The 13,865-nt window shown below is 63.7% G+C and carries 14 protein-coding genes; 11 read left to right on the plus strand and 3 right to left on the minus strand.

What is annotated here, in order from left to right; all coding sequences use genetic code 11:
- Nucleotides 1-27 precede the first annotated feature (27 nt).
- From ugpA to P3T18_RS34585, 6 genes are all read left to right on the plus strand, one after another.
- Complete coding sequence (gene ugpA / locus P3T18_RS34560; RefSeq protein ID WP_429304485.1) at nucleotides 28-912, plus strand: sn-glycerol-3-phosphate ABC transporter permease UgpA; 885 nt, start codon at nucleotides 28-30, stop codon at nucleotides 910-912.
- The gene (gene ugpE / locus P3T18_RS34565; protein WP_429304486.1) at nucleotides 909-1,754 is read left to right on the plus strand and encodes a sn-glycerol-3-phosphate ABC transporter permease UgpE; all 846 of its coding nucleotides are present in this window, start codon (nucleotides 909-911) and stop codon (nucleotides 1,752-1,754) included. Before ugpA ends, ugpE begins: the two co-directional genes overlap by 4 nt.
- A 53-nt stretch (nucleotides 1,755-1,807) precedes the next feature.
- Nucleotides 1,808-2,896 carry a sn-glycerol-3-phosphate import ATP-binding protein UgpC gene (locus P3T18_RS34570; RefSeq protein WP_429304487.1) on the plus strand — a complete coding sequence of 363 codons (1,089 nt, stop codon included), beginning with the start codon at nucleotides 1,808-1,810 and terminating at the stop codon, nucleotides 2,894-2,896.
- A 16-nt stretch (nucleotides 2,897-2,912) separates the two neighbouring features.
- Nucleotides 2,913-3,215, plus strand: coding sequence for a DUF3761 domain-containing protein (locus P3T18_RS34575; RefSeq protein WP_429304488.1), 303 nt, complete (start codon nucleotides 2,913-2,915; stop codon nucleotides 3,213-3,215).
- Between the two features lie 218 nt (nucleotides 3,216-3,433).
- A complete protein-coding gene (gene ettA / locus P3T18_RS34580) occupies nucleotides 3,434-5,098 on the plus strand; it encodes an energy-dependent translational throttle protein EttA (protein ID WP_429304489.1) in 1,665 nt (554 codons plus the stop codon).
- Nucleotides 5,099-5,201: 103 nt separating this feature from the next.
- A complete protein-coding gene (locus P3T18_RS34585) occupies nucleotides 5,202-6,323 on the plus strand; it encodes a DUF748 domain-containing protein (protein ID WP_429304490.1) in 1,122 nt (373 codons plus the stop codon).
- Between the two features lie 21 nt (nucleotides 6,324-6,344).
- On the opposite strand, the gene P3T18_RS34590 is transcribed toward P3T18_RS34585, so the two are convergent.
- The 3 genes from P3T18_RS34590 to P3T18_RS34600 are packed head-to-tail and all read right to left on the minus strand — an operon-like array spanning nucleotide 6,345 to nucleotide 9,105.
- Complete coding sequence (locus P3T18_RS34590) at nucleotides 6,345-6,968, minus strand: HAD family hydrolase (protein WP_429304491.1); 624 nt, start codon at nucleotides 6,966-6,968, stop codon at nucleotides 6,345-6,347.
- A 48-nt stretch (nucleotides 6,969-7,016) separates the two neighbouring features.
- Nucleotides 7,017-8,831, minus strand: coding sequence for an aminopeptidase P family protein (locus tag P3T18_RS34595; protein WP_429304492.1), 1,815 nt, complete (start codon nucleotides 8,829-8,831; stop codon nucleotides 7,017-7,019).
- A gap of 19 nt (nucleotides 8,832-8,850) precedes the next feature.
- Nucleotides 8,851-9,105, minus strand: a complete 255-nt coding sequence (locus P3T18_RS34600; RefSeq protein ID WP_429304493.1) for a hypothetical protein — start codon at nucleotides 9,103-9,105, stop codon at nucleotides 8,851-8,853.
- Nucleotides 9,106-9,309: 204 nt separating this feature from the next.
- On the opposite strand from P3T18_RS34600, the gene P3T18_RS34605 reads away from it, so the two are divergent.
- The 5 genes from P3T18_RS34605 (at nucleotide 9,310) to grxD (ending at nucleotide 13,839) form a co-directional block, all read left to right on the plus strand.
- On the plus strand, nucleotides 9,310-10,035 hold the full coding sequence (locus P3T18_RS34605; RefSeq protein WP_429304494.1) for a response regulator transcription factor: 726 nt from the start codon (nucleotides 9,310-9,312) through the stop codon (nucleotides 10,033-10,035).
- 47 nt (nucleotides 10,036-10,082) lie between these two features.
- Nucleotides 10,083-11,369 carry a glutamyl-tRNA reductase gene (gene hemA / locus P3T18_RS34610; protein WP_429304495.1) on the plus strand — a complete coding sequence of 429 codons (1,287 nt, stop codon included), beginning with the start codon at nucleotides 10,083-10,085 and terminating at the stop codon, nucleotides 11,367-11,369.
- 125 nt (nucleotides 11,370-11,494) lie between these two features.
- A complete protein-coding gene (prfA, locus tag P3T18_RS34615; RefSeq protein WP_429304496.1) occupies nucleotides 11,495-12,577 on the plus strand; it encodes a peptide chain release factor 1 in 1,083 nt (360 codons plus the stop codon).
- Nucleotides 12,578-12,583: 6 nt separating this feature from the next.
- Nucleotides 12,584-13,426 (plus strand): peptide chain release factor N(5)-glutamine methyltransferase, encoded by an 843-nt coding sequence (prmC, locus tag P3T18_RS34620; protein WP_429304497.1) that lies wholly within the window; start codon nucleotides 12,584-12,586, stop codon nucleotides 13,424-13,426.
- 101 nt (nucleotides 13,427-13,527) lie between these two features.
- Entirely contained in the window at nucleotides 13,528-13,839 is a 312-nt protein-coding gene (gene grxD / locus P3T18_RS34625) for a Grx4 family monothiol glutaredoxin (RefSeq protein WP_429304498.1), read from the plus strand.
- Nucleotides 13,840-13,865: the final 26 nt, after the last annotated feature.

A 13,865-nucleotide genomic window follows, 5' to 3' on the forward strand; every position in this document is an offset into this window, starting at 1 on the left:
GTTACGCGCAATACTTTGGGAATCCAGATGGAAAAGCGCTCCAGCTTCGGCACCAGCGTGCTGCCCTACCTGCTCGTCGCGCCGCAACTGCTCATCACGCTTCTGTTCTTTCTGTGGCCCGCCGGCGAAGCGCTGTGGCAATCCACCCAGAGCCAGGACGCGTTCGGTACGTCGAGCGAGTTCGTCGGGCTGGCCAACTTCAAGCAGTTGTTCGCCGATCCGCTGTATCTGTCGTCGTTCACCACGACGCTGATCTTCTGCGCGCTGGTCACCGTCTCCGGGCTCGTGATCTCGCTGTTGCTCGCCGTGTGCGCCGACCGCGTGACGCGCGGCGCGAAGACTTACCAGACGCTCCTGATCTGGCCGTACGCAGTCGCACCGGCCATCGCCGCCGTGCTGTGGTCGTTCCTGTTCAATCCGAGCATCGGGCTCGTGACGTATGCGCTGGCCAAATACGGCATCGTGTGGAATCACGCGCTCAATGCCGGTCAGGCCATGTTTCTGGTGGTGCTCGCCTCCGTGTGGAAACAGGTGAGCTACAACTTCCTGTTCTTCTACGCCGGCTTGCAGGCCATTCCACGTTCGCTGATCGAAGCGGCCGCCATCGACGGCGCCGGTCCGGTGCGGCGTTTCTTCGGCATCGCACTGCCGCTGCTATCGCCGACCAGCTTTTTCCTGCTGGTGATCAACATCACCTACGCCTTCTTCGACACCTTCCCGGTGATCGACGCGGCCACCGGCGGCGGTCCCGCGCAATCCACGCGCACGCTGATCTACAAGATTTTCGCCGAAGGTTTCCAAGGCCTCGATATCGGCAGCTCCGGCGCCCAATCGGTCGTGCTGATGGTGATCGTCGTGGCGTTGACGGTCGTGCAATTCCGCTTCATCGAACGCAGGGTTCAATACTCATGATCGAGAACCGCCGCGGTTTCGACCTCTTCTGCCACGCCGTGCTGATACTCGGCGTCGTGCTAGTGGTGTTCCCCGTGTACGTGGCGTTCTGCGCCGCGACCATGAGCGAGCATGAAGTTTTTAGCGTGCCGCTCTCGCTCGTGCCCAGCACACATCTGTTCGAGAACATCGCGACGGTGTGGTCGCAAGGCAGCGGCAATGCGGCGGCGCCGTTCGGCCGCATGCTCCTGAACAGTCTCGTGATGGCGCTCGTGATCTCGATCGGCAAGATCGCCGTTTCGATGATCTCCGCCTACGCGATCGTGTTCTTCCGCTTTCCATTTCGCAACCTGTCGTTCTGGCTCATCTTCATCACGCTGATGCTGCCGGTGGAAGTGCGCATTTTTCCGACGGTGCAGGTCGTGTCGTCGATGCATCTGAGCAATACGTACAGCGGCCTGACCTTGCCGCTGATCGCGTCGGCCACAGCCACGTTCCTGTTCCGCCAGTTCTTCATGACCTTGCCCGACGAACTGATGGAAGCCGCGCGCATCGACGGCGCGGGCGCGCTGCGGTTTTTCTGGGACGTCGTTCTGCCGCTGTCGAAGACGAACATGGCCGCGCTTTTCGTCATCACCTTTATTTACGGCTGGAACCAGTATCTCTGGCCGATTCTGATTACGAGTCAGCAGTCTTTGACGACCGCCGTGGTCGGCATCAAAAGCATGATCGCGTCCGGCGACACCGCGACCGAATGGCATCTGGTGATGACCGCGACGCTGCTCGCGATGCTGCCGCCGCTCGCCGTCGTGCTGACGATGCAGCGCTGGTTCGTGCGCGGGCTGGTGGATTCGGAAAAGTGACGCGCGTGCGCACCGAAAAAACACAACGACAAGCAACGAAAGGCTGAAACGGAATGGCTGCACTGACTCTGCAAGGCGTTAAAAAAACCTACGACGGCAAACAGTTCGTGCTGCACGGCATCGACGTCGATATCGCGGACGGCGAGTTCGTGGTGATGGTCGGACCGTCCGGTTGCGGCAAGTCGACCTTGCTGCGCATGGTGGCCGGACTCGAAGGCATTTCCGAAGGCAGCATTTCGATCGCCGGCAAAGTGGTGAACCGGCTCGAACCGAAAGACCGCAACATCGCGATGGTGTTTCAGAACTACGCGCTGTATCCGCACATGAGCGTGGCCGAAAACATGGGTTACGCACTCAGGATTGCCGGTGTGGAACGCGCGCAGATCGACTCGCGCGTACGCGCCGCCGCGCAGATTCTCGAACTCGAACCACTGCTTTCGCGCAAGCCGCGCGAGTTGTCGGGCGGCCAACGTCAACGCGTCGCCATGGGCCGCGCGATCGTGCGCGAACCGGCCGTGTTTCTGTTCGACGAACCTTTGTCGAATCTCGACGCGCGGCTGCGCGTGCAGATGCGCCTCGAAATCCAGCGTCTGCACGCGCGGCTCGCCACCACCAGCCTGTACGTCACGCACGACCAGATCGAAGCCATGACGCTCGCGCAGCGCGTCATCGTGATGAACAAGGGTCACGCCGAGCAGATCGGCGCACCGACCGACGTCTACGAGCGGCCGGCCACGGTTTTCGTGGCGAGTTTTATCGGTTCGCCCGGCATGAATCTGCTGGAGGGCCGTGTCTCGGACGACGGCTCGACCTTCGAGGTCGCCGGCAACGGCGCGAAGCTGCCGCTCGCGAACGTGCCGGCGATCGGGCGCGAGGTGGCGAAGGGCCGTGAATGGACGCTCGGCATTCGCCCCGAGCACATGACGCCGGGTCACGCGGACGCGTCGCACGCCACGCTCACCGTGGATTCCTGCGAACTGCTCGGCGCGGACAACCTCGCGCATGGCCGCTGGGGCAAGCACGACGTCACGGTGCGGCTGCCGCATACGCATCGACCCGCCGCAGGCGAGGCGCTGCAAGTCGCGCTGCCCGCGCAGCACCTGCACTTCTTCGATCCGTCGACGGGACGGCGAGCGAACTGACACCTCCACGACAACGATGACGACAGGCTTCACTCGCCCGACCCGGCGCGCCCGCGCGATGGTCGTCGCAGCGCTGCTGCTCGGCGCCTCGTCCGCCTTCGCGTACGTCGCGCCAGGCACGACGCCCGACGAGGCGAACCTCAGCAACCACAATACCTATACCAACCGCGACGGCAACACCGTTCACGCGCCGGCTCGCTCCTTGTCCGGCAAAGCGCCGGAGGGCGCGAGCGCGCGTTGCCGCGACGGCACCTACAGCTTCAGCCGGCATCACGGCGGCACGTGTTCGCGGCACGGCGGCGTGGCCGACTGGCTCTAAACATCCGCACGACCTGTTCTGAACGCACCCTTTGGGCTGCGGCCGCGCGCCCCGAAGTACAATGCCATCTGAACATCCGCCCGCGCGCGAGGCGTCGTTGAATCCGACGCCGCGACGGCCGGCGCCGGGCGCTTCGCCCGGACATAACACCGATTACCCATCCACCCACGACCGCCCGCCCCCACGCGGCCGGCGTCGTCAACGTCTATTGCAAGCAAATGGCCCAATACGTCTTCACCATGAACCGGGTCGGCAAGATCGTGCCGCCCAAACGCCAAATCCTGAAAGACATCTCGCTGTCGTTTTTCCCCGGCGCGAAGATCGGTCTGCTCGGCCTGAACGGCTCGGGCAAGTCGACGCTGATCCGCATCATGGCCGGCGTGGACAAGGACATCGAAGGCGAAGCCACGCCGATGCCGAACCTGAACATCGGCTATCTGCCGCAGGAGCCGCAACTCGATCCGAACAAGACGGTGCGTGAAGCGGTCGAGGAAGGTCTCGGCGACGTCTTCAACGCGCAGAAAAAGCTCGACGAAATCTACGCGGCCTATGCCGAAGAAGATGCCGACTTCGACGCGCTCGCCGCCGAACAGGCGAAGTACGAAGCGATTCTGGCCACCTCGGACGGCAACGCCGAGCAACAGATCGAAATCGCCGCCGACGCATTGCGCCTGCCGGCATGGGACGCGAAGATCGAGCACCTCTCGGGCGGCGAAAAGCGCCGCGTCGCGCTGTGCAAGCTGTTGCTCGAAAAGCCGGACATGCTGCTGCTCGACGAACCGACCAACCACCTGGACGCGGAATCGGTCGACTGGCTCGAACAGTTCCTCACGCGCTTTCCGGGCACCGTGGTCGCCGTCACCCACGATCGCTACTTCCTCGACAACGCCGCCGAGTGGATTCTCGAACTCGACCGCGGTCACGGCATTCCCTGGAAGGGCAACTACAGCAGCTGGCTCGACCAGAAGGAAGAGCGCCTGAAGCAGGAAGAGTCGTCGGAATCGGCGCGTCAGAAGGCGATCAAGAAGGAACTGGAGTGGGTGCGCCAGAACCCGAAGGGCCGTCAGGCGAAGTCGAAGGCGCGTATCGCGCGCTTCGAGGAACTGAACAGCCAGGACTACCAGAAGCGCAACGAAACGCAGGAAATCTTCATCCCGGTCGGCGACCGTCTGGGCAACGAAGTGATCGAGTTCAAGGACGTCAGCAAGTCGTACGGCGACCGCCTGCTGCTCGACAACGTCAGCTTCAAGATTCCGGCCGGCGCGATCGTCGGCATTATCGGACCGAACGGCGCGGGTAAGTCCACGCTGTTCCGCATGCTGACCGGCCGCGAACAGCCCGATTCGGGCGAGATCGTGCAAGGCCCGACCGTCAAGCTCGCTTACGTGGACCAAAGCCGCGACGCGCTCGACGGCTCGAAGACCGTGTTCGAAGAAATTTCGGGCGGGGCGGACGTGCTGACGGTGGGCAAATACGAAACGCCGTCGCGCGCGTATATCGGCCGCTTCAACTTCAAGGGCGGCGACCAGCAGAAGATCGTCGGCAACCTGTCGGGCGGTGAACGCGGCCGGCTGCATCTGGCCAAGACGCTGATCGCGGGCGGCAACGTACTGCTGCTGGACGAACCGTCGAACGACCTGGACGTCGAAACGCTGCGCGCGCTCGAAGACGCGCTGCTCGAATTCGCCGGCTCGGTGCTGGTGATCTCGCACGATCGCTGGTTCCTCGACCGGATCGCCACGCACATCCTGGCATTCGAGGGCGATTCGCAAGTCACGTTCTTCGACGGCAACTACCAGGAATACGAAGCGGACAAGCGCGCCCGTCTGGGCGAAGAAGCCGCGCGTCCGAAGCGTTTGCGTTACAAGCCGATCGCACGGTAAAAAGAAGAACTGACCGCCCGTCCGTCATCGATGGACGGGCCGCGTTGTGGCCGATCTCGCGCCACGGCCACAATGCGCGCCACGCGCTGACGAGGAGGCAAGCATGGCGATGTCGAAAGCCAGCCGCTGGGCTATTGCTGTGGGCAGCGTCGTGCTGCTGGTAATCGTCGTCGCGCTCGGCGCGCTGCAGTTCGCGCAACGCGAAATCAAGGCACGCGTCGTTGCGGCGCTCGGTCCGCTAGGCAGCGCCGAGCATATCGACGTCGGGCTCACCTCGGTTCACCTCACCAACGTTCTGCTCAAACCGCCGCCCGGTTGGCCGGCCGGCGATCCGCTGCGCGCGGACGAAATCATCATCACGCCGGATATCCGCGACATGCTGGCGCGGCGCACGCATATTCGCGATGTCGTAGTGCGCGGTTTCGACGTTGCGGTGATGCGCAGCAAGGACGGCGCGATTCGCATTCTGCCGAACCTGCGCGAATCGGTGAGCAGCGCCGATGCGAACCAGACCAGCGGCCCGGCGGCCGCACCACGCGAAAAGCTGGTGGATCACATCCGCTTCGAACAGGGCAATTTCCACTTCTACGATATGTCGGTAGGGCCACCGGCCTTCCAGGTCACGGTGAGCAACGCCAACGCGACGGTCGATCATCTGCGCCTGCCCGCTCTCGACGAACCGACTTCGCTGAACGTGAGCGGCTCGATCAAAGGTCCTGCGCACACGGGAACGGTTGCGTTCGGCGGCTGGATCAAGATCGCCAGCAAGGATTCGCAGACCACCAGCACGCTGCGCGGCATCGACGTCGTGATGCTCGATCCGTATCTGTTGAAGAAGGCCGGCGCCAAGGCGCAAGTCACGGGCGGCACGGTGGATCTCACCGTCGAATCGACGGTGCGCAATTACCAGTTGCATGCGCCCGGCACCTTGACGGTTCATAACCTGCAACTCGCCGACAACGGCGATCCGCTCGACACCTTCATGTCGATTCCGACCAAAGCCGCCATCGCCGCGCTCAAATCCCATAACGGCGATATCACGCTGCATTTCGTGCTGGACGGCGACCTGCGCGATCCGAAATTCTCGGTCCGAGAAAGTCTGCTGAGGCGCATCGGTGCGGGCTTCGCCAAAGGACTCGGCGTGAGCGTGGAAGGTGTGGCGAAAGGCGCCGGTGAAACGGTGAAGGGCCTGGGCAACGCGCTGAAAAATCTGCTCGGCCAGTAAGGCCGGCAGCGTCAGACTGCGCTAAACCGGCAGCCCCAGCTCGCGCAATTTCCCGGCGGTTTGTGCGGCGCTCACGTGATGCACGCCGTGCCAGCCGAGCGCGGTGGCCATCTCGGCGTTTTTTAAGTTGTCGTCGATGAAAACGAGTTCGCCGGGCTGAATGCCCGGCAACTGCAACTCGATGCGTTGACGCATTTCCGCGTAGATCGCCGGATCGGGTTTCACCAGCTTCACGCGACCCGAGACCACGATGTCGCGGAACCGCCGCAGCACGGGGAAATGTTCCCACGCATACGGAAAAGTTTCCGCCGACCAGTTGGTCAGCCCGAACAGCGGCACCTCGGCAGCTTCGAGCTTTTCCATGATCGCGACACCTTCTTCGAGCACGCCGGCCACCATCTCGTGCCAACGCTCGTAAAACGCGCGGATCAGCGGGGCGTGATCGGGAAACTTCGCGATCAGTTCGTCGGTGGCTTCGCCAATCGGCTGACCGCCGTCCTGGCGGATCACCCAGTCCATCGAACAGACATGCGTCAGAAACCAGTGGCGTTCGGCTTCGTCGGGAATCAGTTGCCGATAGAGATACTGGGGGCTCCAGTCGATCAGAACACCACCGAAATCGAACACGACTGCCTTGATGGCCATGCCTTCTCCGTGATTAAGACTGGACGCCCCGCGCGCCGACCGTTGCACTCAAATGGGTTGAGTGCGCAACTCCAGCCACGCTTTCGCCTCGCCCGAAACATGCGGCGACAGGCGTGTGCGGACCGTCTCGTGATACGCGTTCAGCCATTCGCGTTCGTCCGCGCGCAGCAACGACAAATCCAGGCAGCGCGTGTCGATCGGGCACAAGGTCAGCGTTTCGAACTTGAGGAAATCGCCGAACTCGGTTTTTTCCGCCGGCACGTTCAGCACCAGGTTTTCGATTCGCACGCCCCATTTGCCCGGCCGGTAAATGCCCGGCTCGACCGAGGTAATCATGCCCTCTTCCATGGCCGTCCACGGTTCGGCCGGCGCGTAGTGCGAAATGACCTGCGGACCCTCGTGCACGTTCAGGAAGTAACCCACGCCGTGACCGGTGCCGTGGCCGTAGTCGCCGCCTGCTTCCCAGATCGGCGCGCGAGCGATCGCGTCGAGCATCGGCGAACGGATGCCGCGCGGGAATTTCGCCCGTGACAAGGCCATCGTGCCCTTCAGCACGATCGTGAAATCGCGCCGCTGCGCCTCGCTGATCGTGCCGATCGGCACGACGCGGGTGATGTCGGTCGTGCCGCTCAAATACTGTGCGCCGGAATCGATCAGCAACAGGCCGTTGCCTTCGATCACGGAATGCGCTTCCTGCGTGGCGCGATAGTGCGGCATCGCGCCGTTCGCATTGAAACCCGCGATGGTCGCGAAGCTCAGCGAGACGAATCCCGGACGGCGCGCGCGCGCGGCCGTCAGGCGTTCGTCGATGGTGAGTTCCGTGATGGTTTCGCGGCCCAGCGCGCTTTCGAACCACGCGAAGAATTCGGCGAGCGCGGCGCCGTCCTGCTCCATCGTCTCGCGGACGTGGGCGGCTTCGGCCGCCGTTTTGCGCGACTTGAAGAAGGTGGACGGATTCACCGCCTCGACCACGGTGATCGTGGACGGCACGGATTGCAGCGAGCCGTAGGTAATACGGCGCGGGTCGATCAGCAGCGTGCTGCCCGGCGGCAAGGCGGCGAGTGCATCGGCTGCCCTGGCGTACGGCTCGACGCCGATGCCGTCGGCAGCGAGTGCGTCGGCCACCGCTTGCGGCACCTTGCCGTCAGCGACGAACAGCGACGCACTGTCGGGACCGATCAGCGCGTGCGCCACGAACACCGGGTTGTAGCTGACGTCCGCGCCGCGCAGATTCAGCAGCCAGGCGAGGTCGTCGAGCGTGGAGATGAAGTGCCACTGCGCGCCCTTCTCGGTCATCACGGCGCGGATTTGCGCGAGCTTTTCCGAGCGGGCAACGCTGGCGTGCGGCGCGGCGTGCTCGAAGACCGCATCTGCGGGCAGCGACGGCCGCTGCGGCCAGATTGCGTCGAACAGATCGATGTCGGTGCGCAGTTTCACGCCGCGTGCGCCGAGCGCCTGCGTCAACGCACGCGCCGCCGCCACGCCGAGCACCGCGCCGTCCACGCCGACCGAGCCGCCGGTTGGCACGTTCTGCGCGAGCCAGTCGAAATGCGGCGCCGTTTGCTGGCCGCCGGTCATCTTCATGAGTTGCACGCCGGTGCCGGCCAGTTGCGCGTTAGCCTGTTCCCAATAGCGGCTGTCGGTCCAGACGCCGGCGAAATCCGGCGTGACGACCAGCGTGCCGGCCGAGCCGGTGAAACCCGACAACCACTGTCGGCCCTGCCAACGCCCAGGAAGATATTCGGAGAGATGGGGATCCGCGGACGGCACGAGGTAGGCAGCGACGCCTTCGCGCGCCATGGCCTCACGCAACGTGGCAAGCCGTTCGGGGATAGAGGAAGTTTCGGGGAGTCGGGCATTCATCGGAGTCACCTGCAAGTATTCAACGACGGGACAACACGCCGACCGTCACGGCAACGGCGATCAACGCGATGGCGGTGCATACCGGCCATTCGAGCGTATCCCCGTCATGAAAAAGACCAATCACGTTGCCAGCCATGTGCGCGACGCTCGCGCCCACGACACCGGCCAGCAACGACAGCCACCAGCGCGCGCGGCTCGCGCGTCGCAACGGATGCAGCCACCAGCCCGCGAGGCCGATCACCGCTCCCAGCACGACAATTCCAGGCCATCCCATTAGCGGCACGCCTCGCGCAGTTTCAGATTCGTCTCATGGGCGCAAGACACCCCGGCAGCTAGCATTTTTGTCTCATTAACTATAAACGTTCAGCACAGCGCGTCGCGTATAGCGGTCGAGTTTAGGGGTCGGGGTGACGTTAGGCAAGCTGTAAGCCTTACGGAGAAGCCTAGTCCCGGTATTGTGCGCTGCTGGACTCCGACTATGCGAATTGCCCTTATCGAGCCGGATGCAAGGCATGCTGAACTCGTCAACCGGTTGCTGTTCGCCGGAGGCCACACCTGCCAGCACTTCAGCGCCAGCGCCCCCTTCCTGGAAAACGCCGCGGACGAATTCTTCGACCTGCTGCTCACCGAAAACTGGGCAGGCGACCTGCCCGCCGAAGACGTGATTCCACGCGCACGCGCCATCCTGCCGAACCTGCCCGTGATCGTCCTGATTCCGGAGCCTCGCGAAAGTCAGATCGTCGCCGTTCTGCAAGCCGGCGCCGACGACTGCCTGAGCAAACCCGTGCGCGGGCCGGAAATGCTGGCTCGGGTCGACGCGCTGCTGCGTCGCGCGGGTCTGCGGCGGCCCCAGAAGCGTCGCCGCGACGTCATCGGCGGCTACGCATTCGACGCGGCGCAGTGCTCGGTGAGCTTCGGCGACCGAACCGTCATGCTGACACCGAAAGAATTCCGCCTCGCCCTGCTTCTGTTTACCAACCTGTCGCGGCCGGTTTCGCGCGCGCATATTCTCGAAGCCGTCTGGATGCGCCGCCGCGACGTTCCGTCGCGCACCGTCGACACGCACGCGTCGCGCGTGCGGACCAAACTGCAGTTGTGTCCCGAACACGGCTACTGTCTGACGCCGCTTTACGGCTTCGGCTACCAGCTCGACGCGGTCCCGCCGGACGCCATCGTGCCGGGCCCTGACGCGCCCACAATGTAAGAATCGTGAAAACGCTATAATATTGAGCTAAACCATCGCTCCCCCAAATGCAGCTTCTAACGATCGGAATCAATCACCACACTGCGCCCGTCGCCTTGCGCGAACGCGTGGCATTTCCGCTCGAACAGATCAAACCTGCTTTGGACACCTTCAAGAGCGTCTGGTCGGCTCGCACGGCCCGCAACGCGCCGGAAGCGGCCATTCTGTCTACCTGCAATCGCACCGAGCTGTATTGCGCCACCGACGACCAGGCCGCGCGCGAAGCCGCGATTCAATGGTTCTCGAAGTATCACAACCTTCCCGTCGACGAACTCGCGCCGCATGTTTATGCGCTGCCGCAGTCGGAGGCCGTGCGCCACGCGTTTCGCGTCGCGTCCGGTCTCGATTCGATGGTGCTGGGTGAAACGCAAATCGTCGGACAAATGAAAGACGCGGTGCGCACGGCGTCCGAAGCCGGCGCGCTGGGCACCTATCTGAATCAGCTGTTCCAGCGCACTTTCGCGGTCGCGAAAGAAGTGCGCAGCACCACGGAAATCGGCGCGCAGTCGGTTTCCATGGCCGCCGCCGCCGTACGCCTCGCGCAACGCATTTTCGACAAGGTTTCGAACCAGCGCGTGCTGTTCATTGGCGCGGGCGAAATGATCGAGTTGTGCGCGACGCACTTTGCCGCGCAGCAACCCAGAGAACTCGTAGTGGCCAATCGCACCGCCGAGCGCGGCACGCGGCTGGCCGAGCGCTTCAATGGCCGCGCCATTCCGCTGTCGGAACTGCCCACGCGCATGCACGAGTTCGACATCATCGTGTCGTGCACGGCGTCCACGTTGCCCATCATCGGGCTGGGCGCGGTCGAACGCGCTGTGAAAGCGCGCCGTCACCGGCCGATCTTCATGGTCGACCTGGCCGTGCCGCGCGACATCGAACCTGAAGTCGGCCAACTCGAAGACGTGTTCCTGTACACCGTCGACGACCTCGGCGCGATCGTCCGCGAAGGCAATGCATCGCGGCAGGCCGCGGTTGCGCAAGCCGAGGCGATCATCGAAACGCGCGTGCAGAATTTCATGCAATGGCTCGACGCACGCAGCATCGTGCCGGTCATCCGTCACATGCACACGCAAGCCGACGTGCTCCGCCGCGCCGAAGTCGAGCGTGCGCAAAAAATGCTGGCGCGTGGCGACGATCCCGCTGCGGTGCTCGAAGCCCTCTCGCAGGCGCTCACCAACAAGCTTATCCACGGGCCGACTCACGCGCTCAACCGTGCAAGCAGCGAGAATCGCGACACGCTCATCGAACTGATGAGCGGCTTCTACAAACACTCCGGTTCCACGGAGCGTTAGCGGCGCAGCTTCCGTTGCGCGGTCCGCGCCACGTCCGTGTGGCCCGCGACATGCTTCTCCGATCGGGGCACCCGCCCTTTCCTCTAGTTGTCGTCCTTGCCGGAGCCCGCTCCGAAACCCGCCCGATGAAAACGAGCATGCAACGCAAGCTCGACCAGCTCACTATCCGACTGGCCGAACTGAACGACCTGTTGAGCCGCGAGGACATCACCTCGAATCTCGACCAATACCGCAAGCTCACGCGCGAGCACTCGGAACTCGGGCCGGTCGTCGAGCACTACGCGCTGTGGCGCCAGGCCATGACGGACTCGGCAACCGCGCAGGAACTGCTGACGGACGCGTCGATGCGCGACTTCGCGGAGGAAGAAATTCGTACGTCGCGCGAGCGGATGGAAAAACTCGGCGGCGAATTGCAGAAAATGCTGCTGCCGAAGGACCCGAACGACGACCGCAATATCTTTCTGGAAATCCGCGCCGGCACCGGCGGCGACGAATCGGCGCTGTTCGCGGGCGACCTGCTGCGCATGTACCTGCGCTTTGCCGAACGCAATCGCTGGCAGGTGGAAATGATGTCGGCGAGCGAGTCCGATCTTGGCGGCTACAAGGAAGTGATCGTGCGCATCGCGGGCGAAGCGGCCTATTCGAAGCTCAAGTTCGAGTCCGGCGGTCATCGCGTGCAACGTGTGCCGGCAACGGAAACGCAGGGCCGCATCCACACGTCGGCGTGCACGGTCGCCGTGATGCCCGAAGCGGACGAAATCGGCGAAGTCGAGATCAATCCGGCCGATTTGCGGATCGACACGTTCCGCGCGTCGGGCGCGGGCGGTCAGCACATCAATAAAACCGATTCGGCCGTGCGCGTGACGCACTTGCCGACCGGCATCGTCGTGGAGTGTCAGGACGACCGTTCGCAACACAAGAACAAGGATCGCGCGCTGAAAGTGCTAGCCGCGCGCATCAAAGACAAGCAGTCGCACGAGCAGCAGGCCAAGGAAGCCGCGACGCGCAAGAGCCTGATCGGCTCGGGTGATCGCTCGGAACGGATTCGCACCTACAACTTTCCCCAAGGCCGCCTGACGGATCACCGGATCAATCTGACGCTGTATCGCCTCGACGCAATCATGGACGGCGACCTCGACGAACTGATCGCCGCGCTGGTGAGCGAACATCAGGCCGAATTGCTGGCCTCGCTCGGCGACGCGGACTGATCTCGCATGGACGCGCCGACACCCGCCGCGCTGTTGCGCGCCTCGCCGCTGCCGGCGCTCGAAGCGCGGATTCTGCTCACGCACGTGCTCGGCTGGCGGCCGACGCAGCTCATCACGCGTAGCGACGAAGCGCTCGACCCAACGGCGGTGGCTCGCTACCGCGAACTGGAAGCGCGGCGTGTCGCGGGCGAGCCGGTTGCGCAACTGGTCGGCGCCCGTGAGTTTTTCGGACTCGACTTCGAAGTGACGCCAGACGTGCTGATTCCGCGTCCGGAAACCGAATTGCTGGTCGAGACGGCGTTGTCGGCTATGGAAAACCTTTCGCGACCGCGCGTGCTCGATCTCGGCACGGGAACCGGCGCCATTGTGGTCGCCATCGCGTCGATGCGACCGGACGCGCAAGTCGTCGCGCTGGATCGCTCGGCGGAAGCGCTGGCTGTGGCAACGCGCAACGCGGGGCGTCTGCTGGACGCAAAACGCCCGGGCGGCAGCGTCGTCTTTCAGCAAAGCGACTGGTACGACTCGCTGGACCCGGCGTCGCGCTTCGACGTGATCGTCAGCAATCCGCCGTATATCGCGAGCGGCGATCCGCATCTGTCCGAGGGCGATTTACGCTTCGAGCCGCGCGGCGCCCTCACCGATGAAGCCGACGGACTCAGCGCCATCCGCAAGATCGTCGCGGGCGCGGCCGCCCGCCTGACCGCGCGCGGCGTCCTGTGGATCGAACACGGCTACGATCAGGCTGTCGACGTGCGCGCGTTGCTTGCTGCGCAAGGTTTTGCCCATGTGCGCTCCGAGCGCGATCTTGCCGGCATCGAGCGAATCAGCGGCGGACACGTCCCGGACTGACCCTACGCCCACCAAGGGCAAAGCAGCCTTCGGCCGGTCTTGACGAAATCCGCTATCATTTCAGCCTATTCCCCACACATCACGGAACCGCAAGGTCAGTCATGGAAACGCAACAACGCATCAAGCAAATCGTCGACGAAAATAACGTCGTGCTCTTCATGAAGGGCACCGCTCAATTCCCGATGTGCGGCTTTTCCGGCCGCGCCATCCAGATCCTGAAGGCGTGCGGCGTCGGCGAAATCAAGACCGTCAACGTGCTCGAAGACGACGAAGTCCGCCAGGGCATCAAGCAGTTCTCGAACTGGCCGACCATTCCGCAGCTTTACGTGAACGGCGAGTTCATCGGCGGCTCGGACATCATGATGGAAATGTACGAATCCGGCGAACTGCAGCAATTGTTCGCAGCGGCCTGAACGGCGCGCGTCACGTACTGACAAGG

The sequence above is a fragment of the Paraburkholderia sp. GAS199 genome, assembly GCF_050436585.1.
GTDB lineage: Bacteria > Pseudomonadota > Gammaproteobacteria > Burkholderiales > Burkholderiaceae > Paraburkholderia.